Annotated in this window: 16 protein-coding genes; 2 read left to right on the top strand and 14 right to left on the bottom strand. The window is 70.3% G+C overall.

Annotated elements, in window-relative coordinates; translation table 11 throughout:
- Window position 1: 1 nt before the first annotated feature.
- From nuoL to ACFY0O_RS30110, 12 genes are read right to left on the bottom strand one after another with little or no spacing between them, the layout of a single operon-like run.
- Complete coding sequence (gene nuoL / locus ACFY0O_RS30165; protein WP_388952404.1) at window positions 2–1,945, bottom strand: NADH-quinone oxidoreductase subunit L; 1,944 nt, start codon at window positions 1,943–1,945, stop codon at window positions 2–4.
- A 12-nt stretch (window positions 1,946–1,957) separates the two neighbouring features.
- The gene (gene nuoK, locus ACFY0O_RS30160) at window positions 1,958–2,257 is read right to left on the bottom strand and encodes an NADH-quinone oxidoreductase subunit NuoK (protein WP_045946785.1); all 300 of its coding nucleotides are present in this window, start codon (window positions 2,255–2,257) and stop codon (window positions 1,958–1,960) included.
- Complete coding sequence (locus tag ACFY0O_RS30155; RefSeq protein WP_388952402.1) at window positions 2,254–3,075, bottom strand: NADH-quinone oxidoreductase subunit J; 822 nt, start codon at window positions 3,073–3,075, stop codon at window positions 2,254–2,256. Before ACFY0O_RS30155 ends, nuoK begins: the two co-directional genes overlap by 4 nt.
- Window positions 3,072–3,704 (bottom strand): NADH-quinone oxidoreductase subunit NuoI, encoded by a 633-nt coding sequence (nuoI, locus tag ACFY0O_RS30150; protein WP_388952400.1) that lies wholly within the window; start codon window positions 3,702–3,704, stop codon window positions 3,072–3,074. The genes ACFY0O_RS30155 and nuoI overlap by 4 nt, the downstream gene beginning before the upstream one ends.
- Before the next feature lie 3 nt (window positions 3,705–3,707).
- Window positions 3,708–5,093: an NADH-quinone oxidoreductase subunit NuoH gene (gene nuoH / locus ACFY0O_RS30145; protein ID WP_388952397.1), complete on the bottom strand. Its 1,386-nt coding sequence runs from the start codon at window positions 5,091–5,093 to the stop codon at window positions 3,708–3,710.
- On the bottom strand, window positions 5,090–7,609 hold the full coding sequence (locus ACFY0O_RS30140) for an NADH-quinone oxidoreductase subunit G (protein ID WP_388952395.1): 2,520 nt from the start codon (window positions 7,607–7,609) through the stop codon (window positions 5,090–5,092). Before ACFY0O_RS30140 ends, nuoH begins: the two co-directional genes overlap by 4 nt.
- On the bottom strand, window positions 7,606–8,970 hold the full coding sequence (nuoF, locus tag ACFY0O_RS30135; protein WP_388952392.1) for an NADH-quinone oxidoreductase subunit NuoF: 1,365 nt from the start codon (window positions 8,968–8,970) through the stop codon (window positions 7,606–7,608). Before nuoF ends, ACFY0O_RS30140 begins: the two co-directional genes overlap by 4 nt.
- Window positions 8,970–9,725: an NADH-quinone oxidoreductase subunit NuoE gene (nuoE, locus tag ACFY0O_RS30130; protein ID WP_358899183.1), complete on the bottom strand. Its 756-nt coding sequence runs from the start codon at window positions 9,723–9,725 to the stop codon at window positions 8,970–8,972. The genes nuoF and nuoE overlap by 1 nt, the downstream gene beginning before the upstream one ends.
- Window positions 9,722–11,059: an NADH-quinone oxidoreductase subunit D gene (locus tag ACFY0O_RS30125; protein WP_358899185.1), complete on the bottom strand. Its 1,338-nt coding sequence runs from the start codon at window positions 11,057–11,059 to the stop codon at window positions 9,722–9,724. Before ACFY0O_RS30125 ends, nuoE begins: the two co-directional genes overlap by 4 nt.
- On the bottom strand, window positions 11,059–11,790 hold the full coding sequence (locus ACFY0O_RS30120) for an NADH-quinone oxidoreductase subunit C (protein ID WP_388952389.1): 732 nt from the start codon (window positions 11,788–11,790) through the stop codon (window positions 11,059–11,061). Before ACFY0O_RS30120 ends, ACFY0O_RS30125 begins: the two co-directional genes overlap by 1 nt.
- Complete coding sequence (locus ACFY0O_RS30115) at window positions 11,787–12,341, bottom strand: NADH-quinone oxidoreductase subunit B family protein (protein ID WP_079429234.1); 555 nt, start codon at window positions 12,339–12,341, stop codon at window positions 11,787–11,789. Before ACFY0O_RS30115 ends, ACFY0O_RS30120 begins: the two co-directional genes overlap by 4 nt.
- Window positions 12,342–12,356: 15 nt before the next feature.
- Window positions 12,357–12,716 carry an NADH-quinone oxidoreductase subunit A gene (locus tag ACFY0O_RS30110; protein ID WP_045946775.1) on the bottom strand — a complete coding sequence of 120 codons (360 nt, stop codon included), beginning with the start codon at window positions 12,714–12,716 and terminating at the stop codon, window positions 12,357–12,359.
- Window positions 12,717–13,453: 737 nt separating this feature from the next.
- Between ACFY0O_RS30110 and ACFY0O_RS30105 the strand changes: the two genes are divergently transcribed.
- Window positions 13,454–14,314, top strand: a complete 861-nt coding sequence (locus ACFY0O_RS30105; RefSeq protein WP_388952385.1) for a C40 family peptidase — start codon at window positions 13,454–13,456, stop codon at window positions 14,312–14,314.
- A gap of 65 nt (window positions 14,315–14,379) precedes the next feature.
- Here ACFY0O_RS30105 and ACFY0O_RS30100 read toward each other — a convergent pair whose 3' ends face one another.
- Both ACFY0O_RS30100 and ACFY0O_RS30095 read right to left on the bottom strand, forming a co-directional pair.
- Window positions 14,380–15,345: a hypothetical protein gene (locus ACFY0O_RS30100; RefSeq protein ID WP_388952382.1), complete on the bottom strand. Its 966-nt coding sequence runs from the start codon at window positions 15,343–15,345 to the stop codon at window positions 14,380–14,382.
- Between the two features lie 26 nt (window positions 15,346–15,371).
- Window positions 15,372–15,782, bottom strand: a complete 411-nt coding sequence (locus ACFY0O_RS30095) for a hypothetical protein (RefSeq protein WP_388952379.1) — start codon at window positions 15,780–15,782, stop codon at window positions 15,372–15,374.
- A 176-nt stretch (window positions 15,783–15,958) separates the two neighbouring features.
- On the opposite strand from ACFY0O_RS30095, the gene ACFY0O_RS30090 reads away from it, so the two are divergent.
- On the top strand, window positions 15,959–16,450 hold the full coding sequence (locus ACFY0O_RS30090; RefSeq protein ID WP_388952377.1) for a hypothetical protein: 492 nt from the start codon (window positions 15,959–15,961) through the stop codon (window positions 16,448–16,450).
- The last annotated feature ends 28 nt before the right edge of the window (window positions 16,451–16,478 follow it).

Raw genomic sequence — 16,478 nt, 5'->3', positions numbered from 1 at the left:
GTCACACCGCCCTCATCAGCAGGGTCGCGGCGATCAGGATCGCCGTGCCCCCGAACATCGAGACCGCGTAGCTGCGGGCGTAGCCGTTCTGCAGCTTGCGCAGCCGGCCCGAGAGCCCGCCGACCGAGGCGGCCGTCCCGTTGACCACTCCGTCGACCAGGCTGTGGTCGACGTACACGAGCGAGCGGGTCAGGTGCTCTCCGCCGCGCACGAGGACGACGTGGTTGAAGTCGTCCTGGAACAGGTCCCGGCGGGCCGCCCTGGTGAGGAACGAGCCGCGCGGGGCGGTCACGGGGACCGGCTTCTTCCCGTACATGGACCAGGCGATGGCGACGCCGATGACGAGGACCACCATCGTGGAGAGGGTGACGGTCAGGGCGCCGATCGGCGGGTTGCCGTGCTCGTGCCCGGTGACCGGCTCCAGCCACTTCAGGAAGCGGTCGCCGAGTCCGAAGAAGCCGCCCGCGAAGACGGAGCCGAAGGCCAGCACGATCATCGGGACGGTCATGGACTTCGGGGACTCGTGCGGGTGCGGCATGCGGTCGCCGGCGTGGTGTTCGGCGGCCGGCTCGGCGCTGGGCGCCCGGTCCGCGTCGGGGGCGGGCTGCCAGCGCTTCTCGCCGAAGAAGGTGAGGAGCATGACGCGGGTCATGTAGAAGGCGGTGATGCCCGCGCCCAGGAGGGCCGCGCCGCCGAGGATCCAGCCCTCGGTGCCGCCCTTCGCGAAGGCCGCCTCGATGATCTTGTCCTTGGAGAAGAAGCCCGACAGGCCCGGGAAGCCGATGATGGCCAGGTAGCCGAGGCCGAAGGTGACGAAGGTGACCGGCATGTAGGTGCGCAGGCCGCCGTACTTGCGCATGTCCACCTCGTCGTTCATCCCGTGCATGACGGAACCCGCGCCGAGGAAGAGGCCGGCCTTGAAGAAGCCGTGCGTCACCAGGTGCATGATCGCGAAGACGTAGCCGATGGGGCCGAGGCCCGCGGCGAGGACCATGTAGCCGATCTGCGACATGGTCGATCCGGCGAGGGCCTTCTTGATGTCGTCCTTGGCGCAACCGACGATCGCACCGAACAGCAGCGTGACCGCGCCGACGACGGTGACCACCAGCTGGGCGTCGGGCGCCGCGTTGAAGATCGCGCCGGAGCGGACGATCAGGTACACGCCGGCGGTGACCATGGTCGCCGCGTGGATGAGGGCGGAGACCGGGGTCGGGCCCTCCATCGCGTCACCGAGCCAGGACTGCAGCGGCACCTGGGCCGACTTGCCGCAGGCCGCCAGCAGCAGCATCAGGCCGATCGCCGTCAGCGTGCCCTCGGACGTCTTGCCGACGCCGGCGAGGACCGGGCCGAAGGCGAAGGTCCCGAAAGTGGTGAACATGATCATGATGGCGATCGAAAGGCCCATGTCGCCGACCCGGTTGACCAGGAAGGCCTTCTTCGCGGCGGTGGCCGCGCTGGGCTTGTGCTGCCAGAAGCCGATCAGGAGGTACGAGGCGAGGCCCACGCCCTCCCAGCCGAAGTACAGCAGCAGGTAGTTGTCGGCGAGGACGAGCAGCAGCATCGCCGCGACGAACAGGTTGAGGTAGCCGAAGAAGCGGCGGCGGCGCTCGTCGTGCTCCATGTACCCGATCGAGTACACGTGGATGAGCGTGCCCACGCCGGAGATCAGCAGGACGAAGGTCATCGACAGCTGGTCGAGCTGGAAGGCGAGGTCCGCCTGGAAGCCCTCCACCGGCACCCAGCTGAACAGGTGCTGGTGCAGCGTGCGGTCCTCGGCGCCACGGCCCAGCAGGCCGGCGAAGAGGACCACGCCGATGCCGAACGAGACCGCGGCGAGCAGGGTCCCGAGCCAGTGGCCGGCCTTGTCGAGGCGCCGGCCGCCGCACAGCAGCACCGCCGCCCCGAGCAGGGGTGCGCCCACCAGGAGCGCGATCAGATTCTCCACGGTGAAGGCCCCTTACAGCTTCATCAGGCTGGCGTCGTCGACCGAGGCCGAGTGGCGGGTACGGAACAGCGACACGATGATCGCGAGGCCCACCACGACCTCCGCGGCGGCGACGACCATCGTGAAGAACGCGATGATCTGGCCGTCGAGGTTGCCGTGCATCCGGGAGAACGCCACGAACGCGAGGTTGCAGGCGTTGAGCATCAGCTCGACGCACATGAACAGCACGATGGCGTTGCGCCGGATGAGGACGCCGGCCGCGCCGATGGTGAACAGCAGGGCGGCCAGGTACAGGTAGTTGACCGGATTCACTTCGAGGCCTCCTCTCGGGAGTCACGGCCGAGGCGCTCCGCGGAGCGCTGCTCCAGCGCCTTGAGGTCGTCGAGGGCCTCGGTGGACACGTCGCGGATCTGGCCGCGGGCGCGCAGCGTCTTGCTGACGGTCAGCTCGGACGGGGTCCCGTCGGGCAGCAGGCCGGCGATGTCCACGGCGTTGTGCCGGGCGTAGACGCCGGGGGCCGGGAGCGGCGGGACCTGGACGCCCTCGCGGACGCGCTTCTCGGAGAGCTCGCGCTGGGTGGCGGCCCGCTCCGTGCGCTCGCGGTGGGTGAGGACCATCGCGCCGACGGCCGCCGTGATCAGCAGGGCGCCGGTGATCTCGAAGGCGAAGATGTAGCGGGTGAAGATCAGCTGGGCCAGGCCCTCGACGTGCCCCGCGGAGTTGACCCGGCCGAGGCCGTTGAAGTGGGTCAGCTTGGCGTTGGCGAGGCCGGCGATCAGCAGGATGCCGAAGCCGAGCCCGCACAGGGCGGCCAGCCAGCGCTGGCCCTTGATGGTCTCCTTCAGCGAGTCCGCCGCCGTGACGCCGACGAGCATGACCACGAAGAGGAACAGCATCATGATGGCGCCGGTGTAGACGACGACCTGGACCACGCCCAGGAAGTACGCCCCGTTGGCCAGGTAGAACACCGCGAGGATGATCATCGTCCCGGCCAGGCACAGGGCGCTGTGCACGGCCTTCCTCATCAGGATCGTGCAGAGCGCGCCGATGACGGCGACGGTGCCCAGCACCCAGAACTGGAGGGCCTCGCCGGTGGAGGTCGTGGTGGCGGCGGCCGCGAGGGCGTTCATGCTCCGACCCCCTCGGCCGGCGCGCCGTTCTGCGCGCCGTTCTCCGCACCGCCGTCGGCCGGGACCTCGCCCCTGGAGACCGCCACCTGCCGCTCGGTGCCGGGCGCGGCGCCCTTCACCAGCCCCCGGTAGTAGTCCTGCTCGTCCATGCCCGGGAAGATCGAATGCGGGCTGTCGACCATGCCCTCGGTCAGACCGGCGAGGAGCTGCTCCTTGGTGTAGATGAGCGACTCGCGGCTGCTGTCGGCCAGTTCGAACTCGTTCGTCATCGTCAGCGCCCGGGTCGGGCAGGCCTCGATGCAGAGCCCGCACAGGATGCAGCGGGCGTAGTTGATCTGGTAGACCCGCCCGTACCGCTCACCCGGGGAGTAGCGCTCCTCCTCGGTGTTGTCCGCGCCCTCCACGTAGATCGCGTCGGCGGGACACGCCCAGGCGCACAGCTCGCACCCGATGCACTTCTCCAGACCGTCGGGGTGCCGGTTGAGCTGGTGCCTTCCGTGGAACCGCGGAGCGGTGGCCTTCTCCTGCTCCGGGTACTGCTCGGTGAGGCGCTTCTTGAACATGGCCTTGAAGGTCACGCCGAAGCCGGCCACCGGGTTCTGCCACTTTTCGGACTTCTCGTCGGACACGTCTCAACCCTCCTCTCGGTCACTGTCAGTATTCGTCCCGCCACTGACAATCAGCTCCCGCGCGGCGCGGGGCCGCCTGCGCGGTACGGGCGCCAGGTGCTGGCCGGGCTTGGGCGGGACGGGGAATCCGCCCGCCATCGGGTCGAAGGGCTCGGCGGCCGCGGCCTTGCCGGCCCGCTCGGCGGCCGTCTTCTCGCGCTTGTCGCGGAAGTGGTCGGCGACGGAGGTCAGCAGCAGGATCGCCACGACGGCCCCGCCGACGTAGAGCACGATCTCCGAGAAGTCGTAGCGCTCGTTGCGCAGCGCCCGGACGGTGGCGACCAGCATCAGCCAGACCACCGAGACGGGGATCAGTACCTTCCAGCCGAGCTTCATCAGCTGGTCGTAGCGCACGCGGGGCAGCGTGCCGCGCAGCCAGATGAAGAAGAACAGCAGCAGCTGCACCTTGATGACGAACCAGAGCAGCGGCCACCAGCCGTGGTTCGCGCCCTCCCAGTAGGTGGAGATCGGCGCCGGGGCCCGCCAGCCGCCCAGGAAGAGGGTGACCGAGACGGCCGAGACGGTGACCATGTTGACGTACTCGGCCAGCATGAACAGCGCGAACTTGATGGAGGAGTACTCGGTGTTGAAGCCGCCGACGAGGTCGCCCTCGGACTCCGGCATGTCGAAGGGGGCGCGGTTGGTCTCGCCGACCATCGTGATCACGTAGATGATGAACGAGACCGGCAGCAGCACGATGTACCACCGGTCCGCCTGCGCCTCCACGATCTGCGAGGTCGACATGGACCCGGAGTAGAGGAAGACCGAGGCGAAGGCCGCGCCCATCGCGATCTCGTACGAGATCATCTGCGCGCAGGAGCGCAGGCCGCCCAGCAGCGGGTAGGTCGAGCCGGAGGACCAGCCCGCCAGCACGATCCCGTAGATGCCGACCGAGGCCACGGCCAGGACGTACAGCATCGCGATCGGCAGGTCGGTCAGCTGCATCGTGGTGCGCTGCCCGAAGATCGAGACCTCGTTGCCGGACGGGCCGAACGGGATCACCGCGATGGCCATGAACGCCGGGATCGCCGCGATGATCGGCGCCAGGACGTACACCACCTTGTCGGCCCGCTTGACGATGACGTCTTCCTTCAGCATCAGCTTCACGCCGTCGGCGAGCGACTGGAGCATGCCCCAGGGCCCGTGCCGGTTGGGGCCGATGCGCAACTGCATCCAGGCGACGACCTTGCGCTCCCAGACGATGGAGAACAGCACGGTCACCATCAGGAAGGCGAAGCAGAACACCGCCTTCAGCAGGACGAGCCACCAGACGTCCCTGCCGAACAGGGACAGGTCCTCGGCGGCGAGGACGTGCGGCTGCTGCGCCGCGATGTGGGCGAGGCTGCTCACGCTCGCACCTCCTTGGCGGGGGCGGCCGGGGCCGGCGCCGGTCCGATGCGGACGAGCGTGCCGGGCAGGGCGCCGGTGTCGGCGAGGACGCCGGAGCCGGTGGAGTTCAGGGGGAGCCACACGACCCGGTCGGGCATCTCGGTGATCCGCAGCGGGAGTTCCACCGAGCCGGCCGGGCCGGTGACGGCGAGGAGGTCGCCGTCCTTGACGCCGGTCTCCGCGGCCGTGGCGGCCGACAGCCGGGCCGCGGCCTCGTGCCGGGTCCCGGCCAAGGCCTCGTCGCCCTCCTGGAGCCGGCCCAGGTCCAGCAGCAGGCGGTGGGCGGCCAGGACCGCCTCCCCCGCGCCGGGCCGGGGCAGCGGCTCCGGGGAGGTGGACCGCTCGGGGGCGAGGTCGCCCTCCCAGGGGCCGAGCCGCTCCAGCTCCCGGCGTACGGCGTGCACGTCGGGCAGGGCGATCGGCCGGTCGGCGGCGTCGGCCAGCATGTGCAGCACGCGGGCGTCGGCCGGGGCGAGGCGGCGGGTCATCTGGTCGGGCTTGAGGGCGGCCTCGAAGGGGCGCACCCGGCCCTCCCAGTTGATGAACGTGCCCGCCTTCTCGGCGACGGCGGCGACCGGAAGGACCACGTCCGCGTGGTCGGTGACCTCGCCGGGCCGCAGCTCCAGGGAGACCACGAAGGCCTCCTCGAGGGCCGTGCGCGCCCGCTGCGGGTCGGGCAGGTCGCCGACCTCGACGCCCGCGACCAGCAGGGCGCCCAGCTCGCGGGTGGCGGCGGCCTCGATGATCTGGCCGGTGTCGCGGCCGTAGCGGTGCGGCAGCACCTCCAGCCCCCAGGCGCCGGCGACCTCGTCGCGGGCCCGCGGGTCGGTGGCCGGACGGCCGCCCGGCAGCAGGGACGGCAGCGCGCCCGCCTCGATCGCGGCCCGCTCCCCGGCCCGGCGCGGGATCCACACCAGCCGGGCCCCGGTCGCGGTGGCCGCCCGTACGGCGGCGGTCAGCGCGCCGGGCACCGCGGCGAGCCGCTCCCCGACGACGAGGACCGCCCCCGGCTTGCGCAGGGCCTCGGCGGCTTCGGCGCCGCCCGCCTCCAGGCCGGTGCGCGAGGCCAGGGCGTCCAGCCACTCGGGCTCGGTGCCGGGGGCGGCGCCCAGCAGGGTGCCGCCCGCCTTGGTCAGGCCGCGGGTGGCGAACGGGGCGAGGGCGTACGTCCGCTGGCCCCGCTTGCGGTGGGCCTTGCGCAGCCTCAGGAAGACCCCGGGGGCCTCCTCCTCGGCCTCGATTCCGACGAGCAGGACGGCCGGGGCGGCCTCCAGGGAGGCGTAGGTGACGCCCGTCCCGTCGAGGTCCTTGCCGGTGCCGGCGACGGAGGCGGCCAGGAACTCGGTCTCCTCCGCACTGTGCACGCGGGCCCGGAAGTCGATGTCGTTGGTGTCGAGCACGACCCGGGCGAACTTGGCGTACGCGTAGGCGTCCTCGACGGTCAGCCGGCCGCCGGTCAGAACGCCCACACCGGCGCCTCCGGCGCGGTCGCGCGCGGCGGTGAGCCCGGCGGCCGCGGCCTCCAGGGCCTCGGGCCAGCTCGCCGGGGCGAGGATCCCGTCGGCCCCGCGCACCAGCGGGGTGGTCAGCCGGTCCGGGCGCTGCGCGTACCGGAACGCGAAGCGGCCCTTGTCGCAGATCCACTCCTCGTTGACCTCGGGGTCCTCGGCGGCGAGGCGGCGCAGCACCTTGCCGCGCCGGTGGTCGGTCCGGGTCGCGCAGCCGCCCGCGCAGTGCTCGCACACGCTCGGGGAGGAGACGAGGTCGAAGGGGCGGGAGCGGAACCGGTAGGCGGCCGAGGTGAGGGCGCCGACGGGGCAGATCTGGATGGTGTTGCCGGAGAAGTACGACTCGAACGGGTCGCCCTCGCCGGTGCCGACCTGCTGGAGCGCGCCGCGTTCCAGCAGCTCGATCATCGGGTCTCCGGCGACCTGGTTGGAGAAGCGGGTGCAGCGCGCGCACAGCACGCACCGCTCCCGGTCCAGCAGCACCTGCGTGGAGATCGCGACGGGCTTCTCGTAGGTCCGCTTGCGGCCCTCGAAGCGGGACTCGGCGTTGCCGTGCGACATCGCCTGGTTCTGCAGGGGGCACTCGCCGCCCTTGTCGCAGACGGGGCAGTCCAGCGGGTGGTTGATGAGCAGCAGCTCCATCACCCCGCGCTGGGCCTTGTCGGCGGCCTCGGAGGTCAGCTGGGTGCGGACGACCATGCCGTCGGTGCAGGTGATGGTGCAGGAGGCCATCGGCTTGCGCTGGCCCTCGACCTCGACGATGCACTGGCGGCAGGCGCCGGCCGGGTCGAGGAGGGGGTGGTCGCAGAACCGGGGGATCTCGATGCCGAGCTGTTCGGCGGCCCGGATGACGAGGGTCCCCTTGGGCACGGACAGCTCGGCGCCGTCGATGGTCAGCGTGACCAGGTCGTCCTGCGGCGGCTTGGCGGCCTCGCCGCCGCCCGCGGGGGCACTGGTGGCGACGGTCATGCGTTCACCTCGGAGTTCTTGGCCGGACCGTCGGCCCACAGGGTCGACTTCCGGTGGTCGAAGGGACAGCCCTTCCCGGTGATGTGCTGCTCGTACTCCGCGCGGAAGTACTTGAGCGAGGAGAAGATCGGGCTGGCCGCGCCGTCGCCGAGCGCGCAGAAGGACTTGCCGTTGATGTTGTCGGCGATGTCGTTCAGCTTGTCGAGGTCGGACATGACGCCCTTGCCCGCCTCGATGTCGCGCAGCAGCTGGACGAGCCAGTACGTGCCCTCGCGGCAGGGGGTGCACTTGCCGCAGGACTCGTGGGCGTAGAACTCGGTCCAGCGGGTGACGGCGCGCACCACGCAGGTGGTCTCGTCGAAGCACTGGAGGGCCTTGGTGCCGAGCATGGAGCCGGCCGCGCCGACGCCCTCGTAGTCGAGCGGGACGTCGAGGTGCTCGTCGGTGAACATGGGGGTGGAGGAGCCGCCGGGGGTCCAGAACTTCAGCCGGTGTCCGGGGCGCATCCCGCCGCTCATGTCGAGGAGCTGGCGCAGGGTGATGCCGAGGGGGGCCTCGTACTGGCCGGGGCCGGCGACGTGCCCGGAGAGGGAGTAGAGGGTGAAGCCGGGGGACTTCTCCGTCCCCATCGCCTTGAACCAGTCCTTGCCCTTGTTGAGGATCGCGGGAACCGAGGCGATGGACTCGACGTTGTTCACGACAGTGGGGCAGGCGTAGAGGCCTTCGACCGCCGGGAAGGGGGGACGCAGCCGGGGCTGACCGCGCCGGCCTTCGAGGGAGTCGAGCAGTGCCGTCTCCTCGCCGCAGATGTACGCGCCCGCGCCCGCGTGCACGGTGATGTCGAGGTTGCGTCCGCTGCCGTCGATGTCCTTGCCGAGGTATCCGGCCGCGTACGCCTCGCGCACGGCCTCGTGCAGCCGCCGCAGCACGGGGACGGTCTCGCCGCGCAGGTAGATGAAGGCGTGCTCGGAGCGGATCGCGTAGCAGGCGATGACCATTCCCTCGATGAGGGAGTGCGGGTTGGCGAAGAGGAGGGGGATGTCCTTGCAGGTCCCCGGCTCCGACTCGTCCGCGTTCACGACGAGGTAGTGCGGCTTGCCGTCGCCCTGCGGGATGAACTGCCACTTCATCCCGGTGGGGAAGCCGGCTCCGCCGCGTCCGCGCAGGCCCGAGTCCTTGACGTAGGCGATCACCTCGTCGGGGGTCATCGCGAGGGCCTTGCGCAGGCCCTCGTAGCCCTCGTGGCGCCGGTAGGTGGCCAGCGTCCACGACTCCGGCTCGTCCCAGAAGGCCGACAGGACGGGCGCGAGCAGCTTTTCGGGGCTCGTGCCGTTCTTCTCGAGTTCGGTCGACACCGACATCACTCCCCTCCCTCGGTACCGGTCTCGGCGCGCGGGCGGACGACCGGGGCGTGCGGGGACTCGCCGCGCGCGATGCGCAGGCCGATCAGGGAGGCGGGGCCCGCGCCGCCGCTCGCCTCCACCGCGCCCTCGCGCTCGTCGGGGAAGCCCGCCAGGATCCGGGCGGTGTCCTTGTACGTGCACAGCGGCGCGCCCCGGGTCGGTTCGACCGGGCGGCCGGCGCGCAGGTCGTCGACGAGGGCCTTGGCGGAGTCGGGGGTCTGGTTGTCGAAGAACTCCCAGTTGACCATCACCACGGGGGCGTAGTCGCAGGCCGCGTTGCACTCGATGTGCTCCAGCGTGACCTTGCCGTCGGGGGTGGTCTCGTTGTTGCCGACCCCGAGGTGCTCCTGGAGCTCGGCGAAGATGGCGTCGCCGCCCATCACCGCGCACAGGGTGTTCGTACAGACCCCGACCTGGTAGTCGCCGGAGGGCCTGCGCCGGTACATCGTGTAGAAGGTGGCGACGGCGGTGACCTCGGCGGTGGTCAGGCCGAGGACCTCGGCGCAGAAGCGGATGCCGGTGCGGGAGACGTAGCCCTCCTCGGACTGCGTCAGGTGCAGCAGCGGCAGCAGCGCGGAGCGGCTGTCGGGGTAGCGGGCGATGACCTCCCGCGCGTCCGCTTCCAGCCGGGCGCGCACCTCGGCGGGGAAGTCGGGGGCGGGGAGCTGCGGCATCCCGAGGCTGATGCCCGTGTTCACTGCATCGGCCGTCATCGGTCGACGCCTCCCATCACGGGGTCGATGGAGGCGACGGCGACGATGACGTCGGCGACCTGGCCGCCTTCGCACATCGCCGCCATGGCCTGCAGGTTGGTGAAGGACGGGTCGCGGAAGTGGACCCGGTAGGGGCGGGTGCCGCCGTCGGAGACCACGTGGACGCCGAGTTCGCCCTTGGGGGACTCGACGGCCGCGTAGGCCTGCCCGGCGGGGACGCGGAAGCCCTCGGTCACCAGCTTGAAGTGGTGGATGAGGGCCTCCATGGAGGTGCCCATGATGTTCTTGATGTGGTCGAGGGAGTTGCCGAGGCCGTCGGGGCCCATGGCGAGCTGCGCCGGCCAGGCGATCTTCTTGTCGGCGACCATGACCGGGCCGGGCTCCAGCCGGTCCAGGCACTGCTCGACGATCCGCAGCGACTGGCGCATCTCCTCCAGGCGGATCAGGAACCGCCCGTAGGAGTCGCAGCTCTCGGTGGTGGGGACGTCGAACTCGTAGCTGTCGTAGCCGCAGTACGGGTCGGTCTTGCGCAGGTCGTGGGGCAGGCCGGCGGAGCGCAGGATCGGCCCTGTGGCGCCGAGGGCCATGCAGCCGGCCAGGTCGAGGTAGCCGACGTCCTGCATGCGGGCCTTGAAGATGGGGTTGCCGGTGGCGAGCTTGTCGTACTCCGGCAGGTTCTTCTTCATCGTCTTGACGAACTCGCGCAGCTGGTCGACCGCGCCGGGGGGCAGGTCCTGGGCGAGGCCGCCGGGGCGGACGAAGGCGTGGTTCATGCGCAGGCCGGTGATCAGCTCGAAGACGTCGAGGATCAGCTCGCGGTCCCGGAAGCCGTAGATCATGATCGTGGTCGCGCCCAGCTCCATGCCGCCGGTGGCGATGCACACCAGGTGGGAGGAGAGCCGGTTGAGCTCCATCAGCAGGACGCGGATCACGGTGGCGCGGTCGGGGATCTGGTCGGTGATGCCGAGGAGCTTCTCGACGCCGAGGCAGTACGCGGTCTCGTTGAAGAACGGCGTCAGGTAGTCCATGCGCGTCACGAAGGTGGTGCCCTGCGTCCAGTTCCGGAATTCGAGGTTCTTCTCGATGCCGGTGTGCAGGTAGCCGATGCCGCAGCGGGCCTCGGTGACCGTCTCGCCGTCGATCTCCAGGATCAGGCGGAGCACCCCGTGGGTGGAGGGGTGCTGGGGGCCCATGTTGACGACGATGCGCTCGTCGTCCGCCTTGGCCGCGGACTGGACGATCTCGTCCCAGTCGCCGCCGGTGACGGTGTAGACGGTGCCTTCGGTGGTTTCGCGGGAGGCCGCGGGGTCGGCCGCGTTGGGGGTGTTCGACATCAGCTGTACGACCTCCGCTGGTCGGGAGCCGGGATCTGGGCGCCCTTGTACTCGATGGGGATGCCGCCGAGCGGGTAGTCCTTGCGCTGCGGGAAGCCCTGCCAGTCGTCCGGCATCATGATCCGCGTGAGGGCGGGGTGGCCGTCGAAGACCAGGCCGAAGAAGTCGTACGCCTCGCGCTCGTGCCAGTCGTTGGTCGGGTAGACCGCGACGAGCGAGGGGATGTGCGGGTCGCCGTCGGGCACCGACACCTCCAGCCGGAGGATCCGGCCGTGGGTGAGGGACCGCAGGTGGTAGACGGCGTGCAGCTCGCGGCCCTTGTCGTCGGGGAAGTGCACGCCGGAGACGCCGGTGCACAGCTCGAAGCGCAGGGCCGGGTCGTCACGCAGGGTGGAGGCCACCCGCACCAGGTGTTCGCGGGCGATGTGCAGGGTCAGCTCGCCGCGGTCGACGACGACCTTCTCGATGGCGTTCTCCGGGAGCAGGTCCTGCTCCTCCAGGGCGCCCTCCAGCTCGTCGGCCACCTCGTCGAAGTACGAGCCGTAGGGGCGGGAGCTCGCGCCGGGCAGGGCCACGGTGCGGACGAGGCCGCCGTAGCCGCTGGTGTCGCCGCCGTTCCTGGCGCCGAACATGCCCTTGCGGACGCCGATCACCTCGGGGCCGGGGGTGGCGCCCCGGGGGGCGGGGACGTTGTTGCCGTTGCCGTTCTCCACGGCGGGTTCGTCGCTCACCGCAGCAGCCCCTTCATCTCGATGGTGGGGAGGGCCTTGAGGGCCGCCTCCTCCGCCTCGCGCGCCGCCTCTTCCCGGTTCACGCCGAGCTTGGAGCCCTGGATCTTCTGGTGGAGCTTGAGGATCGCGTCGATGAGCATCTCGGGGCGGGGCGGGCAGCCGGGCAGGTAGATGTCCACCGGGACGATGTGGTCGACGCCCTGGACGATCGCGTAGTTGTTGAACATGCCGCCCGAGGAGGCGCAGACGCCCATGGAGATGACCCACTTCGGGGCGGGCATCTGGTCGTACACCTGCCGCAGCACCGGGGCCATCTTCTGGCTGACCCGGCCCGCGACGATCATCAGGTCGGCCTGGCGCGGGGAGCCGCGGAAGACCTCCATGCCGAAGCGGGCGAGGTCGTAGCGGCCGGCGCCGGTGGTCATCATCTCGATGGCGCAGCAGGCGAGGCCGAAGGTGGCCGGGAAGACGGATGCCTTGCGCACCCAGCCCGCGGCCTGTTCGACGGTGGTCAGCAGGAAGCCGCTCGGCAGCTTCTCTTCCAGTCCCATGGAAAATTCAGCCCCTCAGTCCCATTCCAGGCCGCCGCGGCGCCAGACGTATGCGTAGGCGACGAAGACGGTGAGCACGAAGAGCAGCATCTCGACGAGCCCGAAGATCCCCAGGGAGTCGAAGGTGACGGCCCAGGGGTAGAGGAAGACGATCTCGATGTCGAAGACGATGAAGAGCATCGCCGTGAGGTAGTACTTGATGGGGAAGCGACCGCCGCCGGCGGGCATGGGGGTGGGCTCGATGCCGCACTCGTACGCTTCAAGCTTCGCCCGGTTGTACCGTTTTGGGCCGATCAGCGTGGCCATGACCACGGAGAAGATCGCAAACCCTGCGCCGATGGCGCCGAGCACGAGGATGGGTGCGTAGGCATTCACGCTCCTCGCTCCTTCCAGTCGTCCTTGACCGTTGGTCGCATGTGAGGCAGTTCACAAGCCAGACTGCTGCGCATCTTATGCCTGCCGGTCTGTGATCTGCGACACGGGTAACAACACCGAGTTTGTGATCTCCACCACCTGACGAACGATCATGAAGCCCGATGAGTGGTGATCTTCGTACGCAAGGCATCCACATGATCACCAAACGTGACAACCGACCTCGTTACCGCAGGTAGAGGCGGCCTTGCACTATCAAACAGTGAGCGCTACAGGCAAATTGGCGGCAGGGCGATCCGAGTGGTAGTGGAATCCACTTCCCCCGCCCGGGGGGTCCGGCGATACGGAAGTGGACGGCGGGCCGGCGCCGCGGCGGCGCGCAGAGGATGTGCATCCGTTCACGAGCGGCCGCGCGGCCCACGAACCGCACGACAAGTTCACGGTCGGATCACAGGCCGGCCACAGCGCCCTCACGGCGACAGGTAACTGTGACCTGCATCACATGGATCATGACCCGCAAAAAGGAGGCTTGGCCATCTGTGCGGGTGGATGGTAGGCGGTGGATCAATTCGGACTTATTACTGAAACGCCATGATCACAGCCTTGTGAAGCCGTGTCCGATACGCCCGTTACGGCGTCAATAAGAGGCGCGGCGCGCCCGGTTGCCGGGCTTTTCCCGCAACTGTGGCGCAGACCACGTTTCTTGAAGGTGACCCTGCACCCCTGATAGCGGTTGTCCCATGTCCCACACCGCTCACATACCCAGCCACCGGAAGCCCCGCCGCAGCGCCTCGAAGCTCGCGGTCCGCGCCGGAGTTGCCGGTGGCGTCCTCAGCACCCTGGCCATGGCCGGCACCGCGAGCGCGTCCCCGTCTACCGAGCCCGTGGCCGAGACGACGCTGGAGATGCCGGTCCTCAGCCTGGACCTCGGCACCGAGGTCTCCAACGCCGTCAACACGGCCGCCGAGAACACCCGCGTCGCCGCCGTCGAGGCCGCCATCACCGGCGAGCTGAACGCCCAGGAGGAGAGCGCCCGTACGGGTGCCGCCACCGAGGCGAAGCAGGCGAAGGAAGACGCCCAGAAGGCCGCCGAGCAGAAGGCGAAGCAGGAGGCCGACCGCAAGGCCGAGGCCGAGCGCGCGGGCCGCAGCTCCGGCCGCTCCTCCCTGACCAACGCCTCCGCCTCCGACGACGGCAGCGGTGCCACCGTCAAGGGCGGCTCCAGCAGCGGCCGCTCCTCCGCCACCGGCTCCGCCGCGGCCATCATCGACTTCGCCTACGCCCAGGTCGGCAAGGCGTACGTGATGGGCGCCACCGGCCCCTCCGCGTACGACTGCTCCGGCCTCGTGCAGGCCGCCTACCGCCAGGCCGGCATCTCCCTGGACCGCACCTCGCAGGACCAGTCCCTGGCCGGCACCTCGGTGTCGCTGAGCAACCTCCAGCCGGGCGACATCCTGTACTGGGGCCCCAAGGGCAGCGCGTACCACGTCGCCATCTACGTCGGCGGCGGCAAGTTCGTCGGCGCGCAGAACCCCAGCACCGGCATCGTCGAGCGCCCGCTCAGCTACGACATGCCGACCGGCGCCGTCCGCGTCCTCTGACCCACCCGGTCTCCGCGAGGCCCGGTACTCCCCCTCGGGCGGAGCACCGGGCCTCCGGCATGCCCTCAGACCAGGCTCGCGGCCATCCTGAGCCGGGCCTCGCGCTGCCTCTTGTAGAGCGCGAGGGTCTCCGCGTTCTCCTCCACGAGGCGCTCCTGGTACGCCCTCTCGACCGCCGCCCAGACACCGACGAGGTTCACCTCGCGCTTGCAGGCGACGTCGGCGGTCGCGGCGGCGACGGCCTTGGGACCGGCCGGATCGCCCCCCAGCCCCAGCTTCTCGACCACCTCGTACGGCGTGGCGACTCCGCCGTAGCCGGCCTGGTCCATGCAGGCGGACCACTTCTGCAGCACGGCGGTCACCCTGGAGTCCTTCTGCGAGCGGGTGTGCGCGTCGGAGGCGAGGCCGAAGGCGAAGAGCAGGTCGACGCTGTCCTTGGTGGGCGCGTACAGCTTGCGGTAGCCCTCACGGAGACAGCCGCCCACCGGAACCCGCTGACCGCCGACCGCGATCCCGCTGTCGGCGGCCTCGGCCTCCTCCTGGCTCCTCGGGTCCGGGCCGGAGGGGGAGTTGCCGCCCGGCCCCTTCCCGAACAGCACCGCCGCCGCGCTGTCGCCGAGTTGCGGCGGAGCCGGTTTCGCCGGAGCCGCCTCCCCGGAGGCCCGGCCGTAGCCGCGTGACGCGGCCTGCGCGGGATCCGTCACCCCGAACAGGTCCCGGTGCCGCTCCTGGCTCGTCCCGTCCCCGGCCGGCCGCGCCGGGGCCTCGTAGACGAACCCGTACCGAGCCATGCACTGGGCGGTCAGCCGGTCCTGTGCTCCATCCATCCGCCGGGTCTCGGCGTCCGAGTCCGTGTAGGCGTCCAGGGGGAGGGAGATCTCGGAGGCTGCGGGGTTGGCGGCGACGGGTCCGAGCGCCGGCTCGGGCCCGCCCTTCCCCGCCCCGGCGCCACCGCAGCCCGCCCCCAGGAGGGCGACCGCCCCGGTCAGCAGGACGGTCGCGAGGGCCTGGCGGTATCGGGCGGGGTGCATGGGCGTCCTCCGGGAGTGCGGGCGGCTTACTGGTACCAGCGGAGCGAACTGATCGAATTCCGGTAGTTCGAGCTGGCGTTCCCGATGTAGCCCGCCGGAATGGAGCCGCGGATTCCGCCGTAGTTGACGTCCGTATACACGTATCGGCCGTAGATGTCGCTGTTGTTGTAGGAAGTGGTGTTGTCGTTCACTCCCTTCCCGCGCCCGCCGCAGCCTGCCGGACCGGTGAATGTGTCGTCGGTCAGGTGGTCGTCGTCGTTGTTGCTGTCGAAGACGCATCCCCTGCTGTTGTCGTCCCAGTAGAGGCCGAACTCGAACCGCTCCAGATATCCGTCATGGACCCACGCCGAAGCGGGGGAAGTCGCCGTGATCAAAAAGGCGGCCGCGACGGCCATCGGAGCGGCCGCAAGGCGTAGCGCGCGCAGGTTCTTGTTCATTCGCACATTCCTCACCGTAGAAAGAGACAGGGGTCTGTGGATGTCAACAGCCTTACACCGAGCGGGAGTTAAGTGCAGCCGTGCCGCAATGCGCAAGGGGCCAACCGGATCGCGGACAGCGGGAACTGGCCGGAACTCCCGCTTGTTCCATCCGGAATTCATGAGAAACTCCCCCCATGCGCAAGCACATTCCCGTTCTGCTTCTCGCCATGTCTCTCGCGCTCACCGCGTGTTCGGGAGACGAGAAACCCTCGGCGAGCGACAGCCCTTCGCCGGACCGGGCAGAAATCGCCTACTACGACTGTCTCCGAGAGCAGGGGCTTCCGATCACGCACACCGACTCCGGGGCTCCCCGCGTCGACAAATCGAAGCCCCACACCGACGAGAAGGTGGCCGCCGCCCAGGCGGCGTGCGAGCGCCTTTCCCCGCCGAGACCCTCCGCCGGGAAGGCCTCCCCGGAACAGCTGGCCGCCGCCCGTGAAGAGGCCCGTTGCCTGCGGGCCGAGGGCATCTCCTGGTACCCGGATCCCGACCCGGTGACGGGCACGTACGACGACCGGGCCGTGACACCGGAGCAGGTGGTCGAGCTGCGGACCACGCACTCCGCCGCCGTCCTCAAGTGCCGACGCGACCGGGAGTCCGCGGGGAACGGCTCGCACGGCGGGTGACCGGGCCGGAGCACGTCCTCGTGGGCGG

Source organism: Streptomyces sp. NPDC001594 (genome assembly GCF_042893675.1).
Taxonomy (GTDB): domain Bacteria; phylum Actinomycetota; class Actinomycetes; order Streptomycetales; family Streptomycetaceae; genus Streptomyces.
Note: the sequence above shows the minus strand (reverse complement) of the source record. Positions and strands in the feature narration are given on the sequence as shown.

Excerpts from the sequence above, each read along its gene's own strand:
- ACFY0O_RS30155 (WP_388952402.1), bottom strand. The coding sequence starts at position 3,075 with ATGAACGCCCTCGCGGCCGCCGCCACCACGACCTCCACCGGCGAGGCC.
- ACFY0O_RS30140 (WP_388952395.1), bottom strand. The coding sequence starts at position 7,609 with ATGACCGTCGCCACCAGTGCCCCCGCGGGCGGCGGCGAGGCCGCCAAG.
- nuoF (WP_388952392.1), bottom strand. The coding sequence starts at position 8,970 with ATGTCGGTGTCGACCGAACTCGAGAAGAACGGCACGAGCCCCGAAAAG.
- nuoE (WP_358899183.1), bottom strand. The coding sequence starts at position 9,725 with ATGACGGCCGATGCAGTGAACACGGGCATCAGCCTCGGGATGCCGCAG.
- ACFY0O_RS30125 (WP_358899185.1), bottom strand. The coding sequence starts at position 11,059 with ATGTCGAACACCCCCAACGCGGCCGACCCCGCGGCCTCCCGCGAAACC.
- ACFY0O_RS30115 (WP_079429234.1), bottom strand. The coding sequence starts at position 12,341 with ATGGGACTGGAAGAGAAGCTGCCGAGCGGCTTCCTGCTGACCACCGTC.
- ACFY0O_RS30105 (WP_388952385.1), top strand. The coding sequence starts at position 13,454 with ATGTCCCACACCGCTCACATACCCAGCCACCGGAAGCCCCGCCGCAGC.
- ACFY0O_RS30100 (WP_388952382.1), bottom strand. The coding sequence starts at position 15,345 with ATGCACCCCGCCCGATACCGCCAGGCCCTCGCGACCGTCCTGCTGACC.
- ACFY0O_RS30095 (WP_388952379.1), bottom strand. The coding sequence starts at position 15,782 with ATGAACAAGAACCTGCGCGCGCTACGCCTTGCGGCCGCTCCGATGGCC.
- ACFY0O_RS30090 (WP_388952377.1), top strand. The coding sequence starts at position 15,959 with ATGCGCAAGCACATTCCCGTTCTGCTTCTCGCCATGTCTCTCGCGCTC.